Here is a 24,806-nt window from a genome sequence, read left to right as displayed (position 1 = left end):
ACCACCACCAACCGCACGATCAAACCAACCTAACGAAGCACTACTAGGGCCCAGAGCTCAGAGCCTCGTCGGCTCGCGGGCTAGCCGGCGCTCTGGACGCGTTCGATCCGGGCGTTGCGTATCAGGAACTTGCCCGGCTCGCGGACCTGCTCGAACGCCGCGTCGTTCAGCAGGGCGCAGCTCCCGGAGACCGAGGTGACCTGGACCGTGGTCGACTTGTCGTTGTCGAGATTGGTCACGCGGAGCGTGGTCCCGGCCGGGAACTGATTGCTGGACGCGGCCGGGGCGCCCGCTTCGCCGGAGAGCGTGACGGTGGAACCCGCACAGACGACCTCGCCGGCGCCGCCACCGTCACCGCTTCCGGCATTGCCCGTGTCACCGGCGCCCGCGTCACCGTTGCCCGCGTTCCCGGCGTCGGCGGGCGGTTCGGCGGCAGGCGGTTCGGCCGCGGGCGGCTGCTGCTCCACCGGGGCCTGCGCCGGGAGCTGCTCCGCCTGCGGCGGCCGGTTGCTCTCGCCGGCCTGGCATCCGGACGCCGTCTGCTTGCGCTTGATCTCCTCGATGACCGCGACGCGGTTGGCGATCCGAGCCTCGGACAGCGCGTCCGGCGCGGCCTTCTGCGCGGCGATGAAACTCTCGTTGTTGCCGAGGGCCGTGGCCAGCCCGTCACAGACCACCGACGCCTGGCTGGTCCCGGTCATCACCACCGCCGTACCGCCCACCAGCGCGGCGGCACCGGCGAGCAGGGCGATCTTCTTCCGGGTACTGAAGGTCTTCTTGCGGGACACGTGTGGGGGCTCCTGTCCCCGGCCGTACGGGGGCGGCCGGCTGGGTTCCGTGTTGCCGTTGGGTACGGGCGAGCCCTCCGTACCGTTCAGCCGTCACACCCGTGACTTCGGTCCCGACCCCTGCGCGGCAGCCTCTCCAATGACCGTCAAATGCCCTCTGGCCAGGGGCGATTGTCAGTGGGGGACGGTAAAATGGGGGTAGTTCGTGAGGGTCCCACCACCGCGCCGGGAGGTCGCCGATGGCCGTTGCCACAATCACGACGAAACTCTTCGAGATCCAGCCGACCGCGCCCACCATCGTCCGCAAACCACTGCCGGCGGGTCAGCCGCGGGAGTGGTACGAGACCCACAACCGCCGGCTCAAGGCCATGCGTCTCGCCATCGCCCTGCTCGACTCGGGGGTGTACCACCCGGCGAACGCGACCAACCGCAGGATCCGCAGTACGGCGTCCCGGATCGGGGTCCACCCGCCGTCCGACACCACCTGCCGCATGGTGCGCGCCCTGATCCGCTGAGGTGCGGCGCTGAGACATGGCGCCGAGGTACGGCACTGAGGCTGAGGCGCAGCGATCCGCTGAGGCACGGCCCGGCTGAGGTACGGCTCGGCCGGGCACGGCCCGTACACCGGCTCTCCGGCCCCGACAGGGCCGGAGAGCCGGACTTTGCCGTGGCATGGGCGCTCGCGCTCGCGCCCGTGGGCGTCAGGCGCCGGTGACCCAGGGTTCGGTTCGTACGGTGTGGAGCCGCCCGCGCGTGAGCGCGAACCGGGGCAGGGACACCCCGTACTCGTCCGTGATGGCGGCGAGCGCCTCGTACTCGTCGTCGGGGTCGAGCGCGAAGTCCTCCGGATCGGGGAAGAGTTCCTCGGGGTCGAGGGACTCGGGAAGCGTGCCCCACTCCTCGATCTCCCCGTCGTGCACGGTGAATCCGTACTGGCGCCGCCCGTCCTCCGCGTACGAGAAGTGGAACGTACCCGCTTCCTCCTCCGCCTCGCTGCCCCGCTCCACCCACACCGTGACGGACGCGGTGCCCCGGGACGCCTTCTCGCCGAGCCCGCCCGCCGGGAAGGACTCCTGGAGGGACTGCTGCGCGGACTCCCCCAGGGGCCCGGCGAAATCGGTGTCGCGGCGGCTTTCGAACGCGAAGCTCCACCCGCTGTCGCCGCCGCACGAGCCGATACGGGCAGCGTCCCCCGCCTCCCGCTCATCGGCCGGCGCCGACAACGGCCCTTCCTGGCCCGCCCCTTGCCCGATACGTACGGCCAGCTCCTCCGGCGATATGCCCTCGACGAGGACGAACCGGTAGGAGCCGCCCTGCTCCCCGTCGTCGGCGAGCCAGCCCAGCCCTTCGCCCTCCGACGCGAACACCTCCCCGCTCGCTACGACCCCTTCCTCGCGCTGCTCCCCACGGGGCGTTTCGAGGATGTACCGGCCGCGCTCCGGTGTGATCACCGGCCCGAGGAACGGATCGGCGAGCAGACCGACGGGGGCTATGTGCTCACTGCCGTTGGGCTCCCAGTCGGGCACGGCGTCGGCGATCGTCTCCCAGGCGGCGTCCGTATCGCCCCACCGTGCCAGCTCGCGCGCGGTCGCGACCGCCTTGCCGAAGGTGCCGGAGGGCTCGTACCGGTACGTACGCACGCCAACCCCGGCCACGGCGTCGAACCCGGCACCGGCGTCGAACCTGGCCGCCGCGTCGGACACGGCCCCCGTGCCGCTTTCGACCTCCGTGTCGCTTTCGGCCCCGCGCGGATCCAGCCGCTCCAGTGCGGCCAGCGGTCCCAACTCCCGTATGTCCAGCGGTCCGCCGTCCAGCATCGCCTCCACCTGGAGCCGCAGCCCATGCGCACGGCTCCGGCCGTGGGCGTCCGCTTCTATGAAGAGGTCGAGCCGACCGTCGATGTCGTCCCCGGCGAGGCAGCCCGTACGCGCCTCCTCGACATCGGCGTCAAGTTCCCGGGTGGTGGCGTTCGTGAAACCGGGGGAGTCGGCGTGCGCGCGGTGGAACTCCCGGAACAGCTCCTGCATCAGGTCCAGGAACGATTCGTACCGCTCCTCCGGACCGCCGTCGGCCCGGCTCCGGTCCAGATACGCGGCCCACTCCCCGTCGGCATCCACATCGCCGGGATCGAGCAGCACGTCGATGTCCGCCCCCGTAACGGCCAACTGGAGCCGTGCGCCCGGCTCCGCGTCATCGTCCCCGTTCCACCGAACCCCCTCCAGGGCCCCGACCACCCCGACCTCGGTCCCAGCCGCGCGCCACCCGTCGGTGACCGCGAGGAACGACCGGTAGGTCAGTGGCAACCCGACCCCGAGCCGCTCCTCCACCTCCCGTATCCGCTGCTCCTCCACTCCCGCGAACCCCGGCCACGGCTCACTCCCCCCGACCAGGTCCTCCCAGTCAGCACTCCACCGCTCAAGAAAGGGCCGCCAGTTGTAGATCTTCATGCCCCCCATCGTGCCAGCGCCCACTGACAACCGACACCCGCCGAAGCGCCGGTACACCAGAACGCCACCCCGCGGTCGGCGAGGCGGCGTTCGGAGGCGGTGTTCGTGCCTTCACAAGTGGCGTCCACCGGACAACTCGGACAGCGGACAGCGGACAGCGGGCTGTGCGGCAGACTCGCGCGTCAGTTCCGCGTACCGTCCACAATGACGGGCGTACCGTCCGATCCCGACCCGCACGGCACCGCGTACACGGGGTTGGCCTTGGCGGCTTCCTTGAAGGCGTCGATGCACTGGTTCCTCAGGACCCGGTCGGTGAGCGACCGCTCCAGGATCCCGTTGGCCCTGGCGATGCCCTCCGCCTCGATACGCCGACGCTCCGACTCGGCCTTCGCGGTACGCGCCGCCTCGACCGCGCGCTCGGTGGCCTGTTCCTGCTGGAGCTTCTTGTCTATCTGCTCCTGAAGCTGGTCGGACGGCCGCACATTGCGCAGATTGACATTGGTGACGTCGATGCCCCGGGGCTTCAGCCGCTCCTTGATCTGCGCCTCGATCTCGGCGGCGATGGTCTGCCGCCCGGAGGCATAGCCCTCCTCGCTCTTGTGCTTGGCGAACACATTCCGGATGATCTCCCGGCTGTCCGGCAGCACCAGCCGCTCCTGGATCGCGTCCTGACTGCCGGCCAGCCGGTACAGCTCAACCGCATTGCCCGGTGTCACGGCCCACTTGACGGTGACATCCGCGTACAGCACCCCGCCCTGCGACGAGCGGACCTCGACCACGTCCTTGTCGTTGAGATTGAGGTCCACGGGCCGCGTGGAGAAGCTCGTCACCTCGGTGAACGGCGTCTTGAGATGCATCCCGGACGTCAGCGGCGCCCCGATCTTCCCGAAGAGCACGGGCACCCCGACCTCGTACGCGCTCACCACATACACACAACTGACCACCCCGAACCCCACCCCGGCCACCCCGGCCAGCGCGGCCCAGACCTTCAACCCACCAGCCCGGCTCCGCCCCACCACAGCCAGCACGACGGCCGTGACGATGAGCAATATGGCCAGCACAAACATCGAAGGGTCCTCCCCCGTCAACACAACCCCCACGGCCACCCCGCAGGTCGGCGCATCCTAGCCAGACAACCACCCCCACCACGCGACCAGCCGCCATACAACCCTCAACAACCCCGTCACAACCATTGCCACGCGGTGCTCAGCCCCAACGGACTGCCCGACGCCCACCGGCGCGGAGCCCACGAAGAAGGCCGCCGACCGCGCCCTGACGGCGGCGGTCGACGGCCTGAGACCTCGGGGGGAGTGCCCCGTGCTGCTTCGGTTTAGATGTCGAAATACAGCTCGAACTCGTGCGGGTGCGGGCGGAGTTGGATCGGGGCGATTTCCTTGGTGCGCTTGAAGTCGATCCAGGTCTCGATCAGGTCCGAGGTGAAGACTCCGCCGGCCTGGAGGTATTCGTTGTCGGCTTCCAGGGCGTCGAGGACGGCCGGGAGGGAGGTGGGGACCTGGGGGACGCCGGCGTGCTCTTCCGGGGCCAGTTCGTAGAGGTCCTTGTCGATCGGCTCGGCCGGCTCGATCTTGTTCTTGATGCCGTCGAGGCCCGCGAGGAGGAGGGCGGAGAAGGCCAGGTACGGGTTCGAGGACGGGTCCGGGGCGCGGAATTCGACGCGCTTGGCCTTCGGGTTCGAGCCCGTGATCGGGATGCGCATCGCTGCCGAGCGGTTGCGCTGGGAGTAGACCAGGTTGACCGGGGCCTCGAAGCCGGGGACCAGGCGGTGGTACGAGTTCACCGTCGGGTTGGTGAAGGCCAGCAGCGACGGGGCGTGCTTGAGGATGCCGCCGATGTAGTAGCGGGCGGTGTCCGAGAGGCCCGCGTATCCCTGCTCGTCGTAGAAGAGCGGGCTGCCGCCCTGCCACAGGGACTGGTGGACATGCATACCGGAGCCGTTGTCACCGAAGATCGGCTTGGGCATGAAGGTCGCGGTCTTGCCGTTGCGCCAGGCGACGTTCTTCACGATGTACTTGAAGAGCATCAGGTCGTCGGCGGCGGCGAGCAGCGTGTTGAACTTGTAGTTGATCTCCGCCTGGCCGGCGGTGCCCACCTCGTGGTGCTGGCGCTCGACCTGGATGCCGGACGCCTCCAGCTCCAGGGAGATCTCGGCCCGCAGATCGGCGAAGTGGTCGACCGGCGGTGCCGGGAAGTAGCCGCCCTTGTAGCGGACCTTGTAGCCGCGGTTGTCCTCGATCGCTCCGGTGTTCCAGGCGCCGGCCTCGGAGTCGATGTGGTAGAAGCCCTCGTTCGCCGTGGTGTTGAAACGCACGCTGTCGAAGACGTAGAACTCGGCCTCCGGGCCGAAGTACGCGGTGTCCGCGATGCCGGTCGAGGCGAGGTAGGCCTCCGCCTTCTTGGCGATGTTGCGCGGGTCGCGGCTGTACTGCTCGCCCGTGATCGGGTCGTGGATGAAGAAGTTGATGTTCAGCGTCTTGTCGCGGCGGAACGAGTCGACCCGGGCGGTCGACAGGTCCGCGCGCAGCGCCATGTCCGACTCGTGGATGGCCTGGAAGCCACGGATCGACGAGCCGTCGAAGGCCAGCTCGTCGGCGGGGTCGAACGCCTTCGCCGGGATCGTGAAGTGCTGCATCACGCCAGGCAGGTCGCAGAAGCGGACGTCCACGAACTTGACGTCCTCGTCCGCGATGAACTTCTTGGCCTCGTCGGCGTTCTGGAACATCCAGCTCCTCCTCCTCCCGTCCCGGGGTGGGGCGGGGGTTGTCGCTCGGTCGTGCGGCCAGTGCGGTGGCACACGCTGCAGCCGACCATAGGTATCCGGCATTTCTCAAGCGTGACCCATTTGTTTCGGTGAAGTTAACCAGCCCGAGTGTGCGCCGGGGCGCACACTGCCCGCACACCGCTCACGTACCCCCTCCGTATGCCCCCGTCACAACCCGTCCGTACCCCCGTCCCAGGGGCTCCGGGACCCCCGCAGTACCGTGGTCGGGTGGACAACAGGCAAGCAATCGGATCCTGGCTCTCCGGGCCCCGCGCGGCCGCCGAGGACATGGGAGTCGACTTCGGCTACCGCGGCGAACGGCTCGGCCTGCCCGAGCACGGCCCCGGTTCCGTCGCGCCCCTCGGCCGCCGCTTCGGGGCCATCTTCACCGACTGGGCGCTGTGCGTACTGATCGCATACGGGTTGCTCGCCGGCCGTGACTGGCAGGCAGCGGGCAACTGGGCCCTCGGTGTCCTGCTAGCGCTGAGCCTTCTCACCGTCGGTACGGTCGGCTTCACCCCCGGCAAGCGCGTCTTCGGCCTCCGGGTCGTCGCCGAGGACGGCGGCCGGGCCGGCATCGTCCGTGTCCTCGTCCGCAGCGTCCTGCTCTGCCTCGCCATCCCCGCCCTGATCTGGGACCGCGACGGACGCGGACTCCACGACCGCCTCTCCCGAACCGTCCAGGTGCGGATCTAGCAGGTCCAGCAGAGCAGTAAGAGAAGAGCGATATAAGAGGAGGGCGGCCGCGTCATCGCGGCCGCCCTCCTCCATGTGCCATGTCCGTATCGCCGGCTAGCGCATCTTCCCGCCGCGCGGCATCCGCATGCCCTTCGGCATCGGCCCCTTCGGCAGCGGCATATTGCTCATCAGATCGCCCATCGCGCGCAGCCGGTCATTGGCCGCCGTCACCTGCGGGCCCGCCAGTACGCGCGGCAGCTTCAGCATCGTCGTACGGATCTTCTTCAGCGGCACCTGGCCCTCGCCGTCGCCGACGATGATGTCGTGCACCGGCACATCGATCACGATGCGCTGCATCCGCTTCTTCTCGGCCGCCAGCAGGCTCTTCACCCGGTTCGGGTTGCCCTCGCCCACCAGCACGATGCCCGCCTTGCCGACGGCCCGGTGGACGACGTCCTGGTTACGGTTCATCGCCACCGCCGGGGTGGTCGTCCAGCCGCGGCCCACGTTCTCCAGAACCGCGGCCGCGGCGCCCGGCTGGCCCTCCATCTGTCCGAAGGCCGCCTTCTCGGCACGGCGGCCGAAGACGATCGCCATCGCGAGGAACGCCAGGATGAAGCCCAGAATGCCCAGATAGATGGGATGGTTGATCAAGAAGCCGACCGCGAGGAAGACACCGAAGGTGACGATTCCCACACCCGCGACGACAAGACCGACCTTCGAGTCGGCCCGCCGGGTCATCTTGTAGGTAAGGGCAATCTGCTTCAGTCGCCCCGGGTTCGCAGCAGTGTCTGCGCTTTCCTTCCTCGCCATGCGAGAAGTTTACGTGGCGCGGGAAGTGGCCTTCGACACGGCCTCCATTACGTGCTGGGCCTCGACCCGGTCCTTGGCCCTGCGGCGGTCCTCCAGGACGGCCGTCCAGGCGTTGCGGCGGGCCGTGCGCTGGCCGCCGCTCAGGAGGAGGTACTCCACGGCGCGCAGCGCACCGGCGACGGAGGGGCGGACCGGGGTGGTCCTGGCGGCCATGGCCCGGACCGTCGCGGTGCGCGCCGGGGCGGTCCTGGCGGTGGACGCCGTGGCTTTGGTGACGGGTCGTACCGGCGCGTCCTGCATGATGTCGATCCCCTCACGTGCGGGTCCGGTGCGGTGTGCACGAGCGTGCGCGGTGCCTGGGGCGTGTCCGCGAAGCCTCGCCCGGGCCGCGACGCCCGGCACGCACACCGCGCCCTGGAACCAGGTTCGTTCACAGGTTCATTCACTGGTGTTACCAGGGCGTGACCGAGTGGTCAAACGCGAATGAAACCCCGGCAGGTGGTCCGCGAACGGCCGCGAAAACGGTGGCGCGGTCCGTACCCGCCCCCGACCTGCGGGGAGGGTACGGACCGCGCCTCGACCGGCCGCTACCGCTCAGTAGTCACTTGTGCCCGGATTCACAGAGCGCTTGCGCCGAGCGGGTGGGATTCAGCGCCCGCGCGCTCGCGCCCGGCACGCCCGCACGCCGAAACGGCAACAGCCTTCGCCTCGGTGACGGCTTCGCCTCGGCGACGGCCGCCAGCTCACACCGCCTGGCCCGCCACCGCCGCGCCGCGCCGCTCGACCGCCTGCTGGTACAGCCGTCCCGCGCGGTACGAGGAGCGCACCAGCGGCCCCGACATCACCCCGGAGAAACCGATCTCCTCGGCCTCCTCCTTCAGCTCCACGAACTCGTGCGGCTTCACCCAGCGCTCGACCGGGTGGTGCCGTACGGAAGGGCGCAGGTACTGGGTGATCGTGATCAGCTCGCACCCCGCCTCGTGCAGATGCCGCAGCGCCTCGCTGACCTCGGCGCGCTCCTCGCCCATGCCCAGGATCAGATTGGACTTGGTGACCAGGCCCGCCTCACGGGCCCGCGTGATCACCTCCAGCGAGCGCTCGTACCGGAAGCCGGGCCTGATGCGCTTGAAGATGCGCGGCACCGTCTCGACATTGTGCGCGAGCACCTCGGGACGGGACGAGAAGACCTCGGCGAGCTGCTCGGGCACCGCGTTGAAGTCGGGGATCAGCAGCTCGACCTTCGTGCCGCCCGCCGCCCGCTCCGCCGTAAGGGTGTGGATCTGGCGCACGGTCTCCGCGTACAGCCACGCCCCGCCATCCTCCAGGTCGTCACGGGCGACGCCGGTGATCGTGGCGTAGTTCAGGTCCATCGCGACAACGGACTCGCCGACGCGGCGCGGCTCGTCGCGGTCCAGCTCGGCCGGCTTTCCGGTGTCGATCTGGCAGAAGTCGCAGCGCCGGGTGCACTGGTCGCCGCCGATGAGGAAGGTCGCCTCGCGGTCCTCCCAGCACTCGAAGATGTTCGGGCAGCCCGCCTCCTGGCAGACCGTGTGCAGACCCTCGCTCTTCACGAGCTTCTGGAGCTGCTGGTACTCGGGACCCATTTTCGCCCGGGTCTTGATCCACTCGGGCTTGCGCTCGATGGGGGTCTGGCTGTTCCGGACCTCCAGACGCAGCATCTTGCGTCCTTCGGGTGCGACAGCGGACACGTCCGGCACCTCTCTCTGCTGGCGCGGCATTCGATTCTTCGGCGAACACCAGGTTACGCCCGATATTTACGTGGCATTACGTCTGGCCAACCCATGGCCAGAGGGGCGCATTCCCCCGTGCGGGAGCCCCCCGTGCGGCAGCCCCCGCGCGCGAACCCCCGTGCAGGAGACCCCCGTGCGGGAAATCTCCGCGCGGGGACCCCCGGACCGGCAGGGCCCGGACCGCGAGGGCCCGCGACGGACTCAGGCGCTCGCCCGCTCCCGCGGTCTCAGCTCCGCGTGCGCGAGCACGTCCCGCAGATGCTCCTCCAGTACGGGCAGGACCTCCGCGATCGTGATGTCCCGGCCCAGCTCGTTCGAGAGCGAGGTGACCCCCGCGTCCCGGATCCCGCACGGCACGATCCGGTCGAACCAGGTGTTGTCCGGATTCACGTTCAGCGCGAAGCCGTGCATGGTCACGCCCTTGGCGACCCGGATACCGATCGCCGCCAGCTTGCGGTCCTCGCGGCGCTGGCCCGCGTTGGACGGGGCGTACTCCGGCCCGTTCAGCCGCGGGTCGAACTCCTCGTCCGCCACCCGCGGATCGAAGTCCAGCGACAGCCCGCCCAGGGACGGGCGTTCGCCCACCGGGTCCCCGAGCACCCACACCCCGCTGCGTCCCTCGACCCGGGTGGTCTCCAGGCCGAACTCGGCGACCGTGCGGATCAGCGCCTCTTCGAGCCGGCGGACATGTGCGACGACATCGACCGGGCGCGGCAGCTTGAGGATCGGATAGCCCACGAGCTGGCCGGGGCCGTGCCAGGTGATCTTCCCGCCCCGGTCCACATCGACGACCGGGGTGCCGTCCAGGGGGCGCTCGCTGTCGGCCGTGCGCCGTCCCGCCGTATAGACCGGCGGATGCTCCAGCAGCAGACAGGTGTCGGGGATCTCGTCCGCGAAGCGGGCCGCGTGGACCCGGCGCTGTTCCTGCCATGCCTCCTGGTACTCGACGGCCTGCTCGCCGAAGCCCAGTCGGACGTACCGAAGCTCACTCACCGCTCACTCACCAGCTCACTCACGGCCGCCTCCTCAGAACGTTCATCGTGCACGGGTCACGCCCCCGCCACTGTACGGCGGCTCCCGGCGGAGCGGCCGGGCAGGTGTTCCGGGGCCGGAGCGCGGGGCTTCCGGCGGCCCGTACGCAAGGCCTCCCGTCAGCGGAGCCCTTGATCCTCACACGATCGGATGAATGTGGGGCGAAGGCAGCGGCGGAAGCGTTCGCGACCGCTAAATTCGCGCCGTTCCATATGGGCTGCTCCCCGGGCCCGGAAGGCAGGAGACCGCACAGCTAATGTCGGAACGACCTCCGCAGCGCATCCCCAACCGCCAGCTCGCCGCGCTCATCGCGGAAGCCGGATTCTCCAACGCAGGTCTCGCCCGCCGGGTGGATCAGCTCGGTCTCGAACACGGCCTGGATTTGCGGTACGACAAAACATCGGTGACGCGGTGGCTGCGCGGGCAGCAGCCGCGCGGCACGACCCCGGCGCTGATCGCCGAGGTGTTCACCCGCAGACTCGGCCGCCGGCTCACCGCGCAGGAACTGGGGCTCGACGCCTGCGCGCCGGTCTACGCGGGCCTGGAATTCGCGTCCACCCCGGAAGAGGCCGTCGACATCGTCGCCGGGCTGTGGCGCAAGGACTCCGGCAGCCACTCGGAGCTGCGCAAGATCGCGTTCACCCCGGCCGGTCTTGTCGTCCCCAGCCGCGACTGGCTGATCGGACGCGCGGACGAACGGGTCGGCTCCGCCGGCCTCGAAACGTACGGGGCCGGCCGCGCCGCGGAGAACGGCGGCCGCGAGGGCGCGAGCCGTACCGGCGACAGCGGAGCCCCCTCGCACGAGGGCGGGCACCGGGTGCCCCTCCAGGGGCGGCAGGGCACCCTCCCCAGGCCCCGTACGGAGCGCGCGGCGGGCCAGCGGGTCACCCTCGGCGATGTCGCAGCCCTCCGCTCGGTCGGCGACCTCTTCAGCACCCTCGACCAGACCTACGGCGGCGGCCACGCCCGCCAGGCGCTCGTCCGGTATCTGGAGCACGAGGCCGAACCGATGCTGCGCGGGGTGTACGGAGAGGCCACCGGCCGCCGTCTCTTCGCCGCGGCGGCCGAGCTGACCCGGCTCGCGGGCTGGACCTCGTACGACATCGCCGCCCATGGCCTCGCCCAGCGCTATTTCGTACAGGCCCTGCGGCTGTCCCAGGCGGCCGGGGACCGCGCGTACGGCTCGTACACCCTGATCACCATGAGCCGCCAGGCCGTCTATCTGGGCCATGGCCGGGAGGCGGTCCAGCTCGCGCGGGTCGCCCAGCAGGGCGTCGGCGGCTCCGCTCCGCCGGTCGTGCAGGCGCTGCTGCACTCCGCCGAGGCGCGCGGGCACGGGGTGCTCGGGGAGGCGCGCGCGTGCACGGCCTCGCTCGTACGGGCCGAACGCGCGCTGGAGTCGGCGCGGCCCGGGGACGAAGTGCCGCACTGGGCGCGCTTCTACGACGAGGCACAGCTCGCCGACGAGTTCGGGCACTGCCACCGGGATCTCCAGCAGTACCGCGCCGCCGCGCAGTACGCCGAGCGCTCGCTCCAGCTCCGCGCTCCGGCGTACGCCCGCAGCCGGCTCTTCTGCCGGGTGGTGCTCGCCTGCGCCCGGCTCGGCCTCGGTGAGCTGGACCAGGCGTGCCTGCTGGGGGCGGAGGCGGCGAAGCAGGTGACCGAGATGCGGTCGGCGCGGGCCGCGGAGTACGTACGGGACTTCGAGCGGCGGCTGGAGCCGTACCGGGACGCGGCGGCGGTACGGAACTACCGCGACCGGATCGCCTCGTTCGGCTGAACCGGCCGGGCCCCGGCCGGTTCAGCCGGGCCCGTGCTGTGTCCTCGGTCCGCCGGACGGGCCGCTTCTCCGCCCGTCCGGCGAACCCCTACGTCCTACGCCACCGCTGGCAGTTGCTCCGGCCCCTCCGGTCGCGCCGTCTCCGCCGTCCCCTCCGCCGGCCGCACCCCCAGGTCGCGCAGGATCGCGTGCGCGGCGCGGCGGCCCGAGAACAGCGCGCCCTGGACCGTGTTCGTGTCCCGGTGGTCCCCGCACACGTACAGCCCCGACAACAGCCGCACCGGGCGCCGCAGATCGTGCGGCGGAGGCATCGCGGGCACCGCCTCAGGGTTGTGGTAGGCGGCCAGCAGCTCCCAGTCGTCGGTCGGTGTCCCGTACAGCTTCGCGAGATGCGCGCGGACCGTACGGTCGAGCTCCGCGGCCGGGGGAGGGGTGCCGAGCACCGTCGACGAGATCAGCACCCGGCCCTCCGGTGCCCGCGCGGGATCGACCGCGCTCATCACGGCGGTGTGCGCGACCGGACCGCCCCGGTCCGCGTCCAGCAGCAGCGCCGGATCGGTCATCGGCGGTTCCGGCGCGGTGTGGTGCAGGACCGTCACGGGGTGGAAGTCCGGCGCCCTGAGCCCCGGCAGCAGCTCGGCCGCGGCCCGCGCGCCGGTCGCCAGGACCAGCGCACGGCAGGTGATCTCGCCGTGCTCCTTGGTGGTGACACAGCTGATCGACGCGTCCGTGACGCACACGTCCGTACGGACGGTGCCCACCGGCAGGGCCCGCGCCAGCAGTTCGGGCAGCGCCGACGCACCGCCCGCCGTGACGAACAGCCGGCCCCGGGCGAACGCCTGAAGCGCCAGATCGGCGCACCGGCTGGACGTCCCCAGATCCGGGTCGCAGAGCAGCGTGGACAGGAGCGGGCGGAGAAAGCCGTTGACGGTACGGGCGGGCAGACCGCGGGCGGACAGGGCCTCCAGGGCGGTGCGTTCGGGGCGGGTCAGCAGCCGGCTCGTCGGAGTGGCCGCCAGCCGGCCCAGGACGGCGCTGAGCCGGGCCTGGTCGACCGCGCCGCCCAGCGGCGGGCGGGGGGCGCTCGCCAGGGCGCGTGCCACCGTCAGTGCGCTCCGCGCGCTCCCCACCGCTCCGGTCCGGTAGTTGCGTCCGTCGCTGTGCACGAGCACGCCCGGGGAGAACTTCCGCAGGCCCGCGCCGTCAAGGCCCGGTGTACGGAGCAGCTCAGGGTACGAGGTGGTGAGCAACTGCCCCTGGCGGTCGAGCCGGAAGCCGTCGACCTCGTCGGTCGCCATCCGGCCGCCCACCTGAGGGGCGGTCTCCAGGACCGTGACTCTTACCCCTGCGCTGGTCAGATGACGGGCCGCCGACAAACCCGCGATGCCGGCTCCGATGATGACGACGTCCGCCTGCTGAGCGGTCGAGTGGTGTGCGGTGCTGAGCACGTGCCCCTCCCCGATGTCGGCGCGGCCGGCGCCCGGCGACACCCGGGCGAGGCTCAAGTTCCGGTCGAGCGTAGAAAGAGGAGGGCCTCTCCGCTGCCGCGCGTGTGCGGGGTCACCGGTGCATGGGGGGTGCGCGCAGACCTCCGTGAGAAGGCCGCCCGAGCGCCGTCAGGCCGCGCGGATCGCCTCGTCGATGGTGGGGAACGCGAATGTGAAGCCGGACTCCAACAGGTGCGCCGGCCGCACCCGTTGACTGCCCAGCACATCCTCCGAGAGATCGCCCAGCGCCACCCGCAGGGCCACCGCCGGGACCGGGAAGAGGGTCGGCCGACGCAGCACCCGCCCCATCGCCGCCGTCACCTCGCGATTGGTGACCGGCTCGGGCGCCGTCAGGTTCACCGGGCCCTCCAGGCTCTCCGTGTCGATGAGATGCCGCAGCGCCGCCACCTCGTCGTGCAGGGAGATGAAGCTCCAGTACTGCTGCCCGCTGCCGAGCCGCCCGCCCAGACCCGCGCGGAAGATCGGGAAGAGCCGCCCCCACGCGCCGCCCGCGCGCGAGACCACCAGTCCCGTTCTGGCGTACACCGTGCGTACGCCCGCCTCCTCCGCGGCCACGGCGGCCTCCTCCCACGCCAGACAGAGCGACGGCAGGAAACCGTCCCCCGGCGGTGCGCTCTCGTCCACCGCCCGGCCGCCGGTGTCGCCGTAGAAGCCGATGGCGGAGCCGCACACCAGCACCCGGGGCGGCTCGGCGAGAGAGGCGACGGCCTCGGCGATCGCGGCCGTACCGAGGATCCGGCTGTCCCGGATCTCCTTCTTGTACGCCTCGGTCCAGCGCCGCCCGCCGATGCCCGCGCCCGCGAGATGCACGACGGCCTCGCAGCCGTGCAGCCGGCCGGTGTCGACGTACTGCCGCAAGGGGTCCCATTCGGCCTCGTCGTCCGCGCGCGCGGGGCGCCGCACGAGCCGTACGACCTCATGGCCGTCAGCGCGCAGAGAGCGTACGAGTGCCGTACCGATGAGCCCGGTGGAGCCGGTGACCGCGATCCTCATGGCCCCATCCTGCCCCGGAACGCCGCGTGGCACAGTGGCATCATGCCCGTACCTCCGCCGCCTCCGCCCCGGTCCGGACCGCGTACACCGCCCCGGATCCGCCCCGCCGCCCGCGCGGACGGTGACGTCCTGTCCGGTCTGAGCCTGCGGACCTGGTCGCCGCTGCATGCCGTGACGCCGAGGCCGGAGCCGCCCCTCGGCCCGTTCTTCGACGCCGTGCACGCGCCCGAGGACTATCTCGTCGCGGAGGTGGACACGGACGGCGCCGAGGACCGGATCGCCGGGTACATCCGGGTGGTACGGCCCACCCCGCTCGCCACCAACGCGCATGTACGGCAGATACAGGGACTGGCGGTGGACGAGTGGGCGCGCGGCCGGGGCGTGGCACGCGCCCTGCTGCGCGCCGCGGTCCTGCACGCGCGCAACCAGGGCGCGCGGCGGCTGACACTGCGCGTGCTGGGGTACAACACGGCGGCGCGGGCGCTGTACGAGACGGAGGGCTTCGCGGTGGAGGGAGTGCTGCCGGGGGAGTTCTGTGTGGAGGGGAAGTACGTGGACGATGTGTGCATGGGGCTGTCGCTGACGGGGTGAGCGAACGGCGCCGCCGGGCACGTGACCGTACGGTCCGGGTCTGACGTGACCGGACGAGCCGGGCACCCGGTGGTACGGGCGGGCCCGTCGCACGAGTGGACGTACGTGTACGAGGTGTACGAGTACGGGCCGGGCGCCGGGCCCGACAGACCTAACGGCCCTTCCTGACCTCCCCCGCCGTCTGGGCCCCGAAGCGCTCCCAGAGCCGGGGGAAGCGCTCCGCCAGCGCCCCTTCGTCCTCGAAGTCCATCGGTGTGCCCTGCGGCTCCGCGGTCTGCGGCGGGATGCCCAGATCCGGTGCCACCACCCCGGTGAGCTGTTCGTACGCCTCGTCCGCCGCGTACCCCAGCTCCTCGCCGTCCCCGTCGAGGTCCTCGTCGAACTCGTCGAGCAGCTCGGCGAGGCTGTCGGGATCGTGCACCCCGCCCTCGAAGATCTCGCGGCCCTGCCCGATGAGCCAGCAGCGGAAGTAGTCGAACGCGTCGTCGCTCGCGCCGCTCAGCAGGACGGCGGCGGCGCCCCACAGATCCCAGCGGTAGGCGCGGTTGTAGCGGGACTCGAAGTGCCGGGCGAAGTCCAGGACGGAGTCGGGATCGAGCGTCAGCAGCCGTTCGACCAACAGGTCGGCGTGGTCCTCGGGGTCGCCCTCGGCGGCCGCGCGAGTGCTGTCGACGATCTCCCAGAACTCCGTCTCGTCCATCACGGGTCAAGCATCGTGCTTGCCGGAGGGCCGCGCACGCGGAGCCGCCGAAATCACGCCCCTTTCTCACACGTGCGAGGCACAGGCTCAGGATCCCGGCCGGCCCTCCAGCGGCAGCGGCTGCGCGACCTGCTCCCAGCGCGACTCGAACCAGCGCGCGATCTGCTCGAACCGGGCCCGCTCCACCGCGCTGGTCCCCTCCGCCGTCAGCGAGGACGCGAACAGATCGCCGCTGCGCAGCTCCAGTACGTCCAGCGAGGCACCGTCCGGATTGTTCTGCATCTGGCCGCGCTCCAGCCAGTAGTACCCGGTCAGCAGCTCCGTACCGTTGATCAGATAGCGCTTCTCGCCGGGGATCGTCGGCAGCCCGCGGACGGCCACCGAGACCTGCTCGACCAGCCCCCGTTCGGCCAGCAGGGTCAGCGAGTGCTCCAGCGCCCCGGCGTATGTACGGATCACATGGCGCAGCCTCGCCAGCGGTCTGGGGTCGGCGGGGTCGTCGGCGTGGCGCGGATACGGGTGGCTGGTCACCAGGTCGGGCAGGAGCACCCGTACGGTGATCGACTCCGGCGGACGGCGGCGGCCCTCCCGGATCGCCTCGACCTCGTTCTGCACCGCCTTGCTGAGCTGTTCGGTGGTCAGCGACCAGACATCGAGGGTGACATGCCGGGCGGCGAAGGCGCGGGTGATGTGGTGGGCCAATGGCTGGAGGTTGGCAGTCCGGTTGGCGACCCGGGCGGCCCGGCCGGGCGCGCCCTCCTCCAGGAGGCCCTCGTCGCGGAGCATCTGCTGGGCGCTCTGGATGGTGCCGCGGCCCACGCCGTACCGCCGCTGGAGCTGATGCTGCTTGGGCAGCGCCTGGCCCGCGGGCAGCCGGCCCTCCAGGATCTGGCTGCGCAGATCGTCTGCGATGGAGCGGTACTGGGGGAGGTCGTCGCCTCCTCCCCGCTCGGTGGGCATCACACTGCCGAGGCTACAACCGCCGTTCAAGCCGGGACAGATACCTGCAACCACCGGTCAACTCGCCCCGTCGGCCGGTGAAGTGACCGACCGAACGGTCAGGCCGGGCGGCCTGCACCACAATGGCCGCCATTGCCGGTGGGTATGGGAAGGGGACTGATACCCGACCATTGGCCTTCTCTCCGCAGCATTTCTCTGCCAACGGGGTGCCAACCGCAGGGTGTCCCGTTCATGCAGGGTCGAAGCGCGATGAAACGGAAGCGGAGGAGATGCCATGGGGGCACTGACACGAATCGAATGGCTGGTCGAACTGGCGGCCCGGGCGGCGCAGTTGGCGGGGATCCTGGGGCCCCAGGGGTCGATGGGCGTACTGGTCTGCGCCCTGCTGATCCGCGCGGCACGCGCCGACCGTGCCGACCGGACACAGACCGTCAATCTGCTCTGCGCGGCCTCGGTGCTGCTGATCCTGCTGCTCGTGGCCTCGGGCTGACCGGCGGCGGCGCGGGGCCGGGGCGCGGTCAGGAGTCCCAGGGCACCGCGATGGTGTTCCACAGCGAGTCGAACCACTGCTGGGTCTGGTCCACATAGGCCGCCGTGACATGGTCGTTGTCGACCGCGGTGTGCCGGAACAGCATGCCTTCCACGCCGAGCATGTCGTAGATCTCGATCGGGTCGTCCCGGTCGAGGTCCACCCGGCGCGACTGCACCTGGTAGTGGCCCGCCAGCACCTCCTGCCCATTGAGGATGTAGACCTTCTGGGTCGGGCTGATCGAGACCTTCCGCGCCTCCACCGAGACCTCGGGGACCAGCCCGCGGACGGTGAGCATCCGCAGGGAGTGGCGCAGTGAGCCGTAGATGTGGGCGGTGCTCTCCCGGAGCCGCTCGCGCGGCCGGGTGTTCGCCGGCTCGCCGACGACCTGGGGGAGTGCCAGCGGATCGTCCGCGTTCGGCAGCAGGATCCGTACGGCGATCCGCTCCGGATTCCGCACGCCGGCGGTGCCGAGCGCGACGAGCGGTCCCGCGAGGGCGGAGGCGAGGGTCTCGCCGTTGAGGCAGTACGCGTCGATGGTCACCCGCCGGTGCCGGAAGCACTGGGCGACCCGCTCGCCGAGGAACACCCCGGCGGGGCGCGGCGGATGGCGGCGCGGCGCGGGTACGTCATCGGCGCGGCCGTGACCCCGCGGCTCCGCCGGCAGCGGGGAGGCCAGCGGGGTGGTCCTGGCGACCGTCGCGGGGGTGCCCTGCTGCGCGCGCTTGATCAAGCCCTCGTGTTCGAGGAGCTCCAGGGCCCGGCGGACCGCGCCGCGCGGCACTCTGTACTGTTCGCTCAGCTCGGCCTGGGTGGGAATCCGCTCGCCGACGCGCAGCTCCCCCTGGGAGATGTGATGGCGCAGCGCGTCCGCGACCACATCCCGTGGACGCTGTTGTCCCTCGGTCAGGGCGCTGTCTCCGGACACAGCCAAACTCTACAACAGCCTGCCAATGGAAGAGAGTTGCCGGAAGCGGACATCTCGCCTCTGCCAATGCTCCGCCATTGGGGGCCATTTTGGCGCGCGGGGATGCGTGCGGGGGAAGCCGTGCGCAGGGGCGCGTGCAGGGCGCGCTCAGGGCGTGTACGTGGGCGTGCACAGGGGCGTGTAAATGAAGCCTGTACGTGGGCCTGTATGTGGGCCCGTACGGGGCGCTCTCACCCGTACAGCGCGCGCATCCGTTCCGCCGCCTCGGCGAACCGGCCGCGCAGCGAGGCCGGTTCCAGGATCTCCGCGTCCGGGCCGAGGGTGAGCAACTGCGAGAACGCCACGTCCTCGGACTCCACCGGCAGCGTCACGGTGAGCAGGCCTTCGGCGTCGGCGGGGCCGGCCGCGGCGACCGCCTCACGGGCGGCGGCCCGGTCCACGATGTACGGCAGCCTGCGGGCGCCGTCCGCGGAGAGCCGTACCACGATCTCGGTGCGCAGCAGCGAGCGCGCGAACTCCGCCGACTGCTCGTCCCAGAAGGTGGGCAGATCGAAGGATTCCTCCCTGACGAAACGTTCCTTCTGAGGCTCGACCGTGGTGAACCGGTCGATCCTGTACACCCGGAACGTCCCCTGCACACAGGCGCAGAGGTACCAGACGCCCGCCTTGAGCACGAGACCGTACGGCGCCAGCTCCCGCTCCACCTCGGTGTCCCCGCGCCGGTAGCGGGCGTCCAGCAGCCGGTTGTCCCACACCGCCTCGGCGATGGCCGGAAGCAGTTCGGGCGTCTGCGGCTCCTGGTACCAGCCCGGCGCGTCGAGATGGAAGCGCTGCGCCGCCGACTCGGGGGCGTCCCGCAGCGACGGCAGCAGCGCCGCCGACACCTTCAGCCGGGCCGCCGACGACACGTCGTCGAGCCCCATCTCCCGCAGCGCGCCCGGCACTCCGGAGAGGAACAGCGCCTCGGCCTCGCCGCGCGCCAGACCGGTCAGCCGGGTGCGGTAGCCGCCGATCAGCCGGTATCCGCCGCTCCTGCCCCGGTCCGCGTAGACCGGCACGCCCGCCTCGGACAGCGCCTGGGCGTCCCGGGTGATGGTCCGCTCACTGACCTCGAGCTCCCGTGCCAGCTCGGCAGCGGTCATGGAGGGTCTGGACTGGAGCAGGAGAACCATCTTGATCAGCCGGGCAGCGCGCATGACTCCATGATGCCGGGGGGTCCGGCGGGCCGTGGAAGCGGTTGGCCAATTCGCGTGGCCGGATTCCATGACAAGTGGCGTATACGCGTCCAGATCACGTATAGATCACACACAGACCGCGTACGGGACGGCAAAGGACCGGAACTGATGACTGACCACGACACCGACCTGGTGGCCTTCGTCCGGGCACGCCTCGACGAGGAGGAGCGGATCGCGCGGGAGGCCGGCGAGGAGGACTGGCGGTGCCCGCCCGAGCTGCCGGGCGAGATCCACGACCGTACCGGCGGGATCGCCTTCGCCGTGCGCACGCGCGGCTACGACCGGCACATCGCCCGCCAGGACCCGGCGTACACCCTCCGCCGGATCGAGACGAACAGGGTGCTCCTCGACGAGTACACGGAAGTGGCCGCACTCGACATCGACCGGCCGGTCCGTGACTTCGCCTCGGGACGGGCGGTCGGGCTGGGCTTCGTCGTACGGCAGTTGGCCGCCGAGCACGCGGGGCACCCCGACTACCAGGTCAAGTGGCTGCCCCGGTTCGCGCGCTGAGCGCGGGGCCCGTACGGACGGCGCCCCTCCCGGATCCTGTGAACGGGAGGGGCGTCGCGTCCGGGGGCGTCGGCCGAACGGCCTTCCGGATCAGAGTCCGTAGCGCTCGCGGGCCTCGACGACCCGCTCGGGCTTGATCTCGCCCCTGCGGGCGAGCTGCGCCAGCGCCGCCACCACGACCGACCGGGCGTCCACACCGAAATGGCGCCGGGCCGCGTCACGGGTGTCGGAGAGGCCGAAGCCGTCCGTGCCGAGCGAGGTGTAGTCCTGCTCCACCCACTGGCTGATCTGGTCCGGGACCTGGCGCATCCAGTCGCTGACCGCGAGGACCGGGCCCGGCGCGCCGGAGAGCGTCCGTGTCACGTACGGCACCCGCTCCTCGCCGCGCAGCAGCGCCGCGTCCGCCTCCATCGCGTCCCGCCGCAGCTCGCTCCAGGAGGTCGCGGACCAGACATCGGCCGTGACGCCCCAGTCGGCGGCGAGCAGTTCCTGCGCCTCCAGGGCCCAGTGGATCGCCGTACCCGACGCGAGGAGCTGGGTACGGGGGGAGTCCGCGGCCGCCGGGGTGCCCTCCCTGAAGCGGTACAGGCCCTTGACGATGCCCTCCTCGACGCCCTCCGGCATCGCGGGCTGCGGCATCGGCTCGTTGTAGACCGTCAGGTAGTAGAAGACGTCCTCGGCGTCCGGACCGTACATCCGGCGCAGGCCGTCCTTGACGATCACGGCGATCTCGTACGCGAACGCCGGGTCGTAGTTGAGCGAGGCCGGGTTGGTGGACGCGATCAGATGCGAGTGCCCGTCCGCGTGCTGGAGGCCCTCGCCCGTCAGGGTCGTACGGCCCGCCGTGGCGCCGACGATGAAGCCCTTGCCGAGCTGGTCGGCGAGCTGCCACATCTGGTCGCCCGTACGCTGCCAGCCGAACATCGAGTAGAAGATGTAGAACGGGATCATCGGCTCGCCGTGCGTCGCGTACGAGGTCGCGGCGGCGATGAAGTCGGCCATCGAACCGGCCTCGGTGATCCCCTCGTTGAGGATCTGGCCGTCCTTCGCCTCCTTGTAGTACATGATCTGGTCGCGGTCGACCGGATCGTACGTCTGGCCCAGTGGCGAGTAGATGCCGGCCGACGGGAACAGCGCCTCCATGCCGAAGGTGCGCGCCTCGTCCGGGACGATCGGGACCCAGCGCCTGCCGGTCTCCTTGTCCCGCATCAGGTCCTTCATCAGCCGTACGAACGCCATGGTGGTCGCCACCGGCTGCTTGCCCGAGCCCTTGTGGACCGTCTGGAACGGCCGGTCGGACGGCTCGGGCAGCACGACCGGGTGCACCCGGCGGGCCGGCGCGGGACCGCCCAGCTCCGCCCGGCGCTCCTGGAGGTACCGCACCTCCGGGGAGTCGGCGCCCGGGTGGCCGTACGGCATCAGGTCCTCGTTGAGCCTCGCGTCCGGGATGGGGAGACCGAGCAGGTCCCTCATCGAGCGGTACTGCTCGCCCGAGAGCTTCTTCATCTGGTGGTTGGCGTTGCGCGACTCGAAGCCGGGGCCGAGGGTGTAGCCCTTCACGGTCTGCGCCAGGATCACGGTCGGGGCGCCCTTGTGCGCCAGGGCCGCGCGGTACGCCGCGTACACCTTGCGGGCCTCGTGGCCGCCGCGCGAGGTGAAGAAGCACTCGGCGATCTTCGCGTCGGACAGCAGCTTCGACATCTCGATCAGGGCCGGGTCGACACCGAAGAAGTGCTCGCGCACATAGGCGATGTCCCGCGCCGCGTACGTCTGGAACTGCGCGTCCGGCACCTGGCGCAGCCGGCGTACCAGCGCGCCCGTGGTGTCCAGGGCGAACAGCTCGTCCCAGGCGGAGCCCCACAGCGACTTGACGACATTCCAGCCGGCGCCGCGGAACTGGGCCTCCAGCTCCTGCACGATCTTGAAGTTCGCGCGGACCGGGCCGTCGAGGCGCTGGAGGTTGCAGTTGATCACGAAGGTCAGATTGTCGAGCTGCTCGCGGGACGCCAGGGCGAGTGCCGCCGTCGACTCGGGCTCGTCCATCTCGCCGTCGCCGAGGAAGGCCCAGACGTGCGAGGCGGAGGTGTCCTTGATCCCGCGGTTCGACAGATAGCGGTTGAAACGCGCCTGGTAGATCGCCGAGAGCGGGCCGAGGCCCATCGAGACGGTCGGGAACTCCCAGAGCCAGGGCAGCCGCCGCGGATGCGGGTACGAGGGGAGCCCCTGGCCGCCCGCCTCCTGGCGGAAGTTGTCCAGGTGGGCCTCGGTCAGCCGGCCGTCGAGGAACGCGCGGGCGTAGATGCCGGGGGAGGCGTGGCCCTGGATGTAGAGCTGGTCGCCGGAGCCGTCCCCGCCCTCCTTGCCGCGGAAGAAGTGGTTGAAGCCGATCTCGTACAGCCAGGCGGCCGAGGCGAAGGTCGCGATATGGCCGCCGACCCCGAGCCGGGAGCCACGGGTGACCATCGCCGCCGCGTTCCAGCGGTTCCAGGCGGTGATCCGGGACTCCATCTCCTCGTCACCGTCGAAGTGCGGCTCGGCGGCGGTCGGGATGGTGTTGACGTAGTCGGTCTCCAGGAGCGCCGGCACCGGGACCCCGGCCGTTCCGGCGTGCTGGAGGGTGCGGCGCATCAGATACGCGGCGCGGTGGGGGCCGGCGTGCTCGGTCACGGCGTCGAGGGAGGCCGCCCATTCGGCGGTCTCCTCGGCGTCACGGTCCGGGAGCTGGTCCAGCTCGCTCGGAAGCTTGCCTACGGGGTCGGGCATGGTCGCCGCCTTCCGACAGGAGGGGGGTGGAGAAAAGCCTTGTCTGGCAGGACAGGGCGGAGGGGCTGGGTGCAGCCCGCCTCCGACTGTAAGTCGCTGATCGATGATCGATCAAAGGGTTGCCGGGCAAAACTTCTCGATCGGAAGAAATTGGCATTCCGTGCCCCAGACGGGGGCACCCAGTGACGGGAACAAAGCAGGTCGGAAGGGGTGGATCAGGCGCGTGGCGCACATCCGAGCACATGATCCTTCACCAGTGTGCCGATGAGCGGATCCCGTCGGCGGAACGCCTCGACCAGTTCCTCGTGCTCCTCGGCGTACGACTGCTGTACGGTCCCGAGCCAGCGGATCGACAGGGCCGTGAACACCTCGATGCCCAGCCCCTCCCAGGTGTGCAGCAGGACGCTGTTCCCGGCGGCCCGCACCAGCTCCCGGTGGAAGGCCACGGTGTGCCGCACCTGGCCCGTACCGTCCGCCTCGCGGTCCGCCTCGTACAGCGCCGCCACATGCGGCTCCAGCGCGGAGCAGTCCAGGGCCAGCTGCTCGGCGGCCAGTTCGGCGGCGATCTGCTCCAGACCGGCCCGTACGGGATAGCTCTCCTCAAGATCGGCCGCGGTCAGATTCCGGACCCGTACGCCCTTGTTGGGGGCCGATTCGATCAGCCGCAGGCTCTCCAGCTCGCGCAGGGCCTCACGTACCGGAGTCTGGCTGACCTGCAGCTCCGTGGCGATCCGGCGCTCCACGATCCGCTCGCCCGGCTTCCAGCGGCCGCTGACGATCCCCTCCACGATGTGCTCGCGGATCTGCTCGCGGAGCGAGTGGATGACGGGCTGGACCATGAAACGCTCCTCGGTGGCAGCGGTCGATGTGTAGACAATACGGCGCGTGCCCGGTACGACTGCGCCCCCGCCCGGAGCGGATCCGGGCGGGGGCGCAGTGTCATGCCGACTCGTACGGGCTGTCCGTGGGCCCTACAGCCCCAGCTCCACCTCGAACTCGCCGGCTTCGAGGATCGCCTTGACCGCCGTCAGATAGCGGGCGGCGTCCGCGCCGTCCACCAGGCGGTGGTCGTAGGAGAGGGCGACATACGTCATGTCGCGCACCGCGATCGTCTCGCCCAGGTCCGGGTGGTTGATGACCACCGGACGCCGGACCGTGGCGCCGATGCCCAGGATGGCGACCTGGCTCGGCGGCACGATGATCGTGTCGAACAGGGCGCCGCGCGAACCGGTGTTGCTGATGGTGAAGGTCGCACCGGCCAGATCGTCCGGGGTGATCCGGCTGGCCCGGACGGCCGCCGCCAGCTCCGCGGTCTTCTTGGAGATACCGGCGATGTTCAGATCGCCCGCGCCCTTGATGACCGGGGTCATCAGGCCCTTCTCGGAGTCCACCGCGATACCGATGTTCTCGGTGTCGAAGTAGGTGATCGTGCCGTCGTCGTTGATCCGGGCGTTGATGACCGGGTGGGCCTTCAGCGCCTGGGCCGCCGCCTTGACGAAGAACGGCATCGGCGACAGCTTGACGCCCTCGCGGGCGGCGAAGGAGTCCTTGGCCTGGGCGCGCAGCCGCATCAGCTTGGTGATGTCCACCTCGACCACCGAGGTGAGCTGGGCCTGCGTGTGCAGGGCCTTCATCATGTTCTCGCCGATGACCTTGCGCATCCGGGTCATCTTGACGGTCTGGCCGCGCAGCGGGGACGCCTCCAGCTTCGGCGCCCTGGACACCGCGGCGGGAGCGGCGGCCGGGGCCTTGGCCTGGGCGGCTGCCTGTGCCGCGGCCGCCTTCGCGGCCTGGGCGGCGGCCTCCGCGGCGGCGATGACGTCCTGCTTGCGGATACGGCCGCCGACGCCGGTGCCCTTGACCGTGCTCAGATCGACACCGCTCTCGGCGGCGAGCTTCCGCACCAGCGGGGTGACATACGCGCCCTCGTCCTCGGCGGCCGTGGGGCTCACCACGGGCGCCGCCGGAGCGACGGGAGCGGGCTGCTGCGCCACGGGCGCGGGGGCCGGCGGAGCCGTGGG

General features: G+C 70.9%; 23 protein-coding genes. 6 read left to right on the top strand and 17 right to left on the bottom strand.

The window, feature by feature from the left end:
- Positions 1 to 80: 80 nt before the first annotated feature.
- On the bottom strand, positions 81 to 788 hold the full coding sequence (locus tag WH07_RS19550) for an RlpA-like double-psi beta-barrel domain-containing protein (protein ID WP_046501479.1): 708 nt from the start codon (positions 786 to 788) through the stop codon (positions 81 to 83).
- Positions 789 to 1,027: 239 nt separating this feature from the next.
- Here WH07_RS19550 and WH07_RS19545 point away from each other — a divergent pair, with 239 nt between their 5' ends.
- The gene (locus WH07_RS19545) at positions 1,028 to 1,303 is read left to right on the top strand and encodes a hypothetical protein (RefSeq protein WP_046501478.1); all 276 of its coding nucleotides are present in this window, start codon (positions 1,028 to 1,030) and stop codon (positions 1,301 to 1,303) included.
- A gap of 186 nt (positions 1,304 to 1,489) precedes the next feature.
- Here the strand turns inward: WH07_RS19545 and WH07_RS19540 are convergent, their stop codons facing one another.
- From WH07_RS19540 to glnA, 3 genes are all read right to left on the bottom strand, one after another.
- Complete coding sequence (locus tag WH07_RS19540; RefSeq protein ID WP_046501475.1) at positions 1,490 to 3,235, bottom strand: SMI1/KNR4 family protein; 1,746 nt, start codon at positions 3,233 to 3,235, stop codon at positions 1,490 to 1,492.
- A 182-nt stretch (positions 3,236 to 3,417) separates the two neighbouring features.
- A complete protein-coding gene (locus WH07_RS19535) occupies positions 3,418 to 4,302 on the bottom strand; it encodes a prohibitin family protein (RefSeq protein WP_046501474.1) in 885 nt (294 codons plus the stop codon).
- A 263-nt stretch (positions 4,303 to 4,565) separates the two neighbouring features.
- Positions 4,566 to 5,975, bottom strand: a complete 1,410-nt coding sequence (glnA, locus tag WH07_RS19530; protein ID WP_046501471.1) for a type I glutamate--ammonia ligase — start codon at positions 5,973 to 5,975, stop codon at positions 4,566 to 4,568.
- 267 nt (positions 5,976 to 6,242) lie between these two features.
- Here glnA and WH07_RS19525 point away from each other — a divergent pair, with 267 nt between their 5' ends.
- Positions 6,243 to 6,710: an RDD family protein gene (locus tag WH07_RS19525; protein WP_079023363.1), complete on the top strand. Its 468-nt coding sequence runs from the start codon at positions 6,243 to 6,245 to the stop codon at positions 6,708 to 6,710.
- Between the two features lie 96 nt (positions 6,711 to 6,806).
- On the opposite strand, the gene WH07_RS19520 is transcribed toward WH07_RS19525, so the two are convergent.
- The 4 genes from WH07_RS19520 to lipB form a co-directional block, all read right to left on the bottom strand.
- Positions 6,807 to 7,505, bottom strand: coding sequence for a DUF4191 domain-containing protein (locus tag WH07_RS19520; RefSeq protein ID WP_046501468.1), 699 nt, complete (start codon positions 7,503 to 7,505; stop codon positions 6,807 to 6,809).
- 9 nt (positions 7,506 to 7,514) lie between these two features.
- On the bottom strand, positions 7,515 to 7,805 hold the full coding sequence (locus WH07_RS19515) for an SCO2195 family GlnR-regulated protein (RefSeq protein WP_456300497.1): 291 nt from the start codon (positions 7,803 to 7,805) through the stop codon (positions 7,515 to 7,517).
- 443 nt (positions 7,806 to 8,248) lie between these two features.
- Complete coding sequence (gene lipA, locus WH07_RS19510; RefSeq protein ID WP_046501490.1) at positions 8,249 to 9,214, bottom strand: lipoyl synthase; 966 nt, start codon at positions 9,212 to 9,214, stop codon at positions 8,249 to 8,251.
- 243 nt (positions 9,215 to 9,457) lie between these two features.
- Positions 9,458 to 10,249, bottom strand: a complete 792-nt coding sequence (gene lipB, locus WH07_RS19505) for a lipoyl(octanoyl) transferase LipB (protein WP_046501466.1) — start codon at positions 10,247 to 10,249, stop codon at positions 9,458 to 9,460.
- A gap of 295 nt (positions 10,250 to 10,544) precedes the next feature.
- On the opposite strand from lipB, the gene WH07_RS19500 reads away from it, so the two are divergent.
- Complete coding sequence (locus WH07_RS19500; RefSeq protein WP_046501463.1) at positions 10,545 to 12,068, top strand: hypothetical protein; 1,524 nt, start codon at positions 10,545 to 10,547, stop codon at positions 12,066 to 12,068.
- 95 nt (positions 12,069 to 12,163) lie between these two features.
- Here WH07_RS19500 and WH07_RS19495 read toward each other — a convergent pair whose 3' ends face one another.
- Together WH07_RS19495 and WH07_RS19490 are read right to left on the bottom strand one after the other, a co-directional pair.
- The gene (locus tag WH07_RS19495; RefSeq protein WP_046501488.1) at positions 12,164 to 13,516 is read right to left on the bottom strand and encodes an NAD(P)/FAD-dependent oxidoreductase; all 1,353 of its coding nucleotides are present in this window, start codon (positions 13,514 to 13,516) and stop codon (positions 12,164 to 12,166) included.
- A 168-nt stretch (positions 13,517 to 13,684) separates the two neighbouring features.
- Positions 13,685 to 14,569 carry a TIGR01777 family oxidoreductase gene (locus WH07_RS19490; protein WP_046501461.1) on the bottom strand — a complete coding sequence of 295 codons (885 nt, stop codon included), beginning with the start codon at positions 14,567 to 14,569 and terminating at the stop codon, positions 13,685 to 13,687.
- A 42-nt stretch (positions 14,570 to 14,611) separates the two neighbouring features.
- Here WH07_RS19490 and WH07_RS19485 point away from each other — a divergent pair, with 42 nt between their 5' ends.
- Positions 14,612 to 15,160 carry a GNAT family N-acetyltransferase gene (locus WH07_RS19485; protein WP_046501459.1) on the top strand — a complete coding sequence of 183 codons (549 nt, stop codon included), beginning with the start codon at positions 14,612 to 14,614 and terminating at the stop codon, positions 15,158 to 15,160.
- Positions 15,161 to 15,311: 151 nt separating this feature from the next.
- Here the strand turns inward: WH07_RS19485 and WH07_RS19480 are convergent, their stop codons facing one another.
- Positions 15,312 to 15,860 carry a DUF4240 domain-containing protein gene (locus WH07_RS19480; protein ID WP_046501456.1) on the bottom strand — a complete coding sequence of 183 codons (549 nt, stop codon included), beginning with the start codon at positions 15,858 to 15,860 and terminating at the stop codon, positions 15,312 to 15,314.
- Positions 15,861 to 15,947: 87 nt separating this feature from the next.
- Entirely contained in the window at positions 15,948 to 16,820 is an 873-nt protein-coding gene (locus tag WH07_RS19475) for a winged helix-turn-helix domain-containing protein (RefSeq protein ID WP_052744476.1), read from the bottom strand.
- Between the two features lie 274 nt (positions 16,821 to 17,094).
- Between WH07_RS19475 and WH07_RS19470 the strand changes: the two genes are divergently transcribed.
- Positions 17,095 to 17,310: a hypothetical protein gene (locus WH07_RS19470; RefSeq protein ID WP_046501454.1), complete on the top strand. Its 216-nt coding sequence runs from the start codon at positions 17,095 to 17,097 to the stop codon at positions 17,308 to 17,310.
- Between the two features lie 28 nt (positions 17,311 to 17,338).
- Here WH07_RS19470 and WH07_RS19465 read toward each other — a convergent pair whose 3' ends face one another.
- On the bottom strand, positions 17,339 to 18,277 hold the full coding sequence (locus tag WH07_RS19465; protein WP_052744475.1) for a winged helix-turn-helix domain-containing protein: 939 nt from the start codon (positions 18,275 to 18,277) through the stop codon (positions 17,339 to 17,341).
- A 230-nt stretch (positions 18,278 to 18,507) separates the two neighbouring features.
- Positions 18,508 to 19,473, bottom strand: coding sequence for a helix-turn-helix transcriptional regulator (locus WH07_RS19460; protein ID WP_046501452.1), 966 nt, complete (start codon positions 19,471 to 19,473; stop codon positions 18,508 to 18,510).
- A 147-nt stretch (positions 19,474 to 19,620) separates the two neighbouring features.
- Between WH07_RS19460 and WH07_RS19455 the strand changes: the two genes are divergently transcribed.
- Positions 19,621 to 20,022, top strand: a complete 402-nt coding sequence (locus WH07_RS19455) for a DUF6221 family protein (protein WP_046501449.1) — start codon at positions 19,621 to 19,623, stop codon at positions 20,020 to 20,022.
- Positions 20,023 to 20,112: 90 nt separating this feature from the next.
- Here WH07_RS19455 and aceE read toward each other — a convergent pair whose 3' ends face one another.
- The 3 genes from aceE to sucB form a co-directional block, all read right to left on the bottom strand.
- A complete protein-coding gene (gene aceE, locus WH07_RS19450) occupies positions 20,113 to 22,785 on the bottom strand; it encodes a pyruvate dehydrogenase (acetyl-transferring), homodimeric type (protein WP_046501446.1) in 2,673 nt (890 codons plus the stop codon).
- A gap of 215 nt (positions 22,786 to 23,000) precedes the next feature.
- Positions 23,001 to 23,624, bottom strand: coding sequence for a GntR family transcriptional regulator (locus WH07_RS19445; protein WP_046501444.1), 624 nt, complete (start codon positions 23,622 to 23,624; stop codon positions 23,001 to 23,003).
- A gap of 132 nt (positions 23,625 to 23,756) precedes the next feature.
- Positions 23,757 to 24,806 (bottom strand): 2-oxoglutarate dehydrogenase, E2 component, dihydrolipoamide succinyltransferase (gene sucB / locus WH07_RS19440; protein WP_046501481.1); only part of this gene is annotated, 1,050 nt, incomplete at its 5' end.

Source organism: Streptomyces odonnellii (genome assembly GCF_000981895.1).
GTDB lineage: Bacteria > Actinomycetota > Actinomycetes > Streptomycetales > Streptomycetaceae > Streptomyces > Streptomyces odonnellii.
The sequence above is the reverse complement of the archived record's forward strand: the minus strand, read 5'-3'. Positions and strand labels throughout refer to the sequence as shown.

Bases quoted from the DNA above. Each gene is read 5' to 3' on its own strand.
- WH07_RS19545 (WP_046501478.1), top strand. From the start codon at position 1,028: ATGGCCGTTGCCACAATCACGACGAAACTCTTCGAGATCCAGCCGACC.
- WH07_RS19540 (WP_046501475.1), bottom strand. From the start codon at position 3,235: ATGAAGATCTACAACTGGCGGCCCTTTCTTGAGCGGTGGAGTGCTGAC.
- WH07_RS19535 (WP_046501474.1), bottom strand. From the start codon at position 4,302: ATGTTTGTGCTGGCCATATTGCTCATCGTCACGGCCGTCGTGCTGGCT.
- glnA (WP_046501471.1), bottom strand. From the start codon at position 5,975: ATGTTCCAGAACGCCGACGAGGCCAAGAAGTTCATCGCGGACGAGGAC.
- WH07_RS19520 (WP_046501468.1), bottom strand. From the start codon at position 7,505: ATGGCGAGGAAGGAAAGCGCAGACACTGCTGCGAACCCGGGGCGACTG.
- WH07_RS19515 (WP_456300497.1), bottom strand. From the start codon at position 7,805: ATGCAGGACGCGCCGGTACGACCCGTCACCAAAGCCACGGCGTCCACC.
- WH07_RS19500 (WP_046501463.1), top strand. From the start codon at position 10,545: ATGTCGGAACGACCTCCGCAGCGCATCCCCAACCGCCAGCTCGCCGCG.
- WH07_RS19490 (WP_046501461.1), bottom strand. From the start codon at position 14,569: ATGAGGATCGCGGTCACCGGCTCCACCGGGCTCATCGGTACGGCACTC.
- WH07_RS19485 (WP_046501459.1), top strand. From the start codon at position 14,612: ATGCCCGTACCTCCGCCGCCTCCGCCCCGGTCCGGACCGCGTACACCG.
- WH07_RS19480 (WP_046501456.1), bottom strand. From the start codon at position 15,860: ATGGACGAGACGGAGTTCTGGGAGATCGTCGACAGCACTCGCGCGGCC.
- WH07_RS19475 (WP_052744476.1), bottom strand. From the start codon at position 16,820: ATGCCCACCGAGCGGGGAGGAGGCGACGACCTCCCCCAGTACCGCTCC.
- WH07_RS19470 (WP_046501454.1), top strand. From the start codon at position 17,095: ATGGGGGCACTGACACGAATCGAATGGCTGGTCGAACTGGCGGCCCGG.
- WH07_RS19460 (WP_046501452.1), bottom strand. From the start codon at position 19,473: ATGCGCGCTGCCCGGCTGATCAAGATGGTTCTCCTGCTCCAGTCCAGA.
- WH07_RS19455 (WP_046501449.1), top strand. From the start codon at position 19,621: ATGACTGACCACGACACCGACCTGGTGGCCTTCGTCCGGGCACGCCTC.
- aceE (WP_046501446.1), bottom strand. From the start codon at position 22,785: ATGCCCGACCCCGTAGGCAAGCTTCCGAGCGAGCTGGACCAGCTCCCG.
- WH07_RS19445 (WP_046501444.1), bottom strand. From the start codon at position 23,624: ATGGTCCAGCCCGTCATCCACTCGCTCCGCGAGCAGATCCGCGAGCAC.